Annotated in this window: 1 protein-coding gene; it reads left to right on the top strand. The window is 37.8% G+C overall.

Translation table 11 applies throughout. The features are described from left to right. Positions 1-275: 275 nt before the first annotated feature. Positions 276-1,718, top strand: coding sequence for a group II intron reverse transcriptase/maturase (gene ltrA / locus JOC76_RS29625; protein WP_205182336.1), 1,443 nt, complete (start codon positions 276-278; stop codon positions 1,716-1,718). The last annotated feature ends 84 nt before the right edge of the window (positions 1,719-1,802 follow it).

The following is a 1,802-nucleotide window of genomic DNA, read 5'->3' as shown; positions in this document are numbered from 1 at the left end:
GTGCTGGGTATGTTCAGAAGGAAAGTGCGATGACCCCGTGAGGTCTCCACTTTAACTTTAGGTGTTGATATATAAGGGAAATCCGAAGTTATCAATACAAGTGGAGAAGTCAGACGCCTTCATAGTACGGAAGTAGGATTGCGACCAAACGCAATCTGAACGGAAGGGGGAGCGACCTCGTGGCTCTACATTTATGAAAGTGTGTAATGACAACAGTATACGTTACCTCGGTAAAAACGAACTGGAAGTGCACAATGAAAGGTGTGGAATAAGCATTGAATCAAGAACTAAAGTTCAAATGGCATAGTGTATATGGACAAATTCTTTTTGATAGAAAGCTTAAAACAGCTTGGGAAAAGGTTAAAAGCAATAATGGGGCTGGAGGTATAGATGGAGAAACAGTCCAAAGTTACGCAAGTAACGAAGAGAAGAATCTCAGTCAGTTACTTCAGAAACTAAGACTTAAAGAATACACTCCGTCACCAGTTCGAAGAAAATATATTCCCAAAAAGAATGGAAAACTACGTCCACTGGGGATTCCAAATATTGAAGACCGCATTGTTCAACAAGCTGTTGTTAATGTCCTTGAACCTAAATGTGAAGAACTCATTTTCCACAAATGGTCATGCGGCTATCGTCCAAATCTTGGACCTAAAAGAGTAATGCAAATCATTACATGGAATATCGAGAGTGGTTACAACTATATTTATGATTGTGATATTAAGGGATTCTTTGACAATATTCCTCACAAGAAGTTGATGAAGATACTTAATAAATATATAGCTGATGGAACTGTACTCGACCTAATCTGGAAATGGTTAAAAGCCGGCTTCATGGAGGAAGGGAAGTATCACGAAGTAGACTCGGGAACCCCTCAAGGGGGTGTGATTTCGCCATTACTTGCAAATCTTTTTCTAAATGAACTTGACTGGGAGCTCGAAACCCATGGAATTCACTTTGTTAGATATGCCGATGATTTCCTTTTATTTTCCAAAACAAAAGATGAAATTGTACGTGCAGAATCTATTACAAAGCAAAAGCTAGCAGAACTAGGGCTTGAAATCTCCATCGAGAAAACTAAAATCGTCGATTTTAACCATGATGACTTTGATTTCCTTGGATTTACTTTTGAGCACTGGAGGAAAAGAAAGAAAGATGGCAAACCATACTACATAGCTAAACCAAAGGATTCTACATGGAAAGACTTTCGCCAAAAGATAAAGGGTAAAACAATGAAATCCCTAACTTTTAGCAAAGATGTGTGGGTAGAACGTGTGAATCAAGTAGTACGAGGAAAAGTAAATTACTTTTTAACCCTTTGGAATGCGATAAATGAGAATAAAAAGTATGGAAGAGAATTTTCATGTTTCTTCAACGTTATCAAAAATGACTTATTAGCCATAGATAGCTATATAAGACGAAGGCTCAGAGTTGCGATGATACATGACCATCCTAGTCAAAATAAAGGACATAAGATGAAAACAAAATGGGGAATTGAGTTCTTTGCAAGAATTGGATTAATTCCAGCTTTTCAATACTATTATGGAAAACAATATGGAAATACCATAGAGGACTACATTCAGTACATGAAGGAAAAACAGAAAAAGAAATATAAAAGAGCGCTACAAAGAGCAAAAGAACGTGGAGAAGTATACTTCACAACCAAAAGAGTCCAAATGATAAACTGTGCACAGGGTGAAACAAAGCATTCAATGTAACATGTTGGTAAGCCGTATGCCTTAGTAGGGCACGTGCGGTTTGATAAGGGGGAAGCCTCGTGAGAGGTTTCCCTACTTTATTTA

It is taken from the genome of Neobacillus cucumis (assembly GCF_016908975.1).
GTDB lineage: Bacteria > Bacillota > Bacilli > Bacillales > Cytobacillaceae > Neobacillus > Neobacillus cucumis.
The sequence above is the reverse complement of the archived record's forward strand: the minus strand, read 5'-3'. Positions and strand labels throughout refer to the sequence as shown.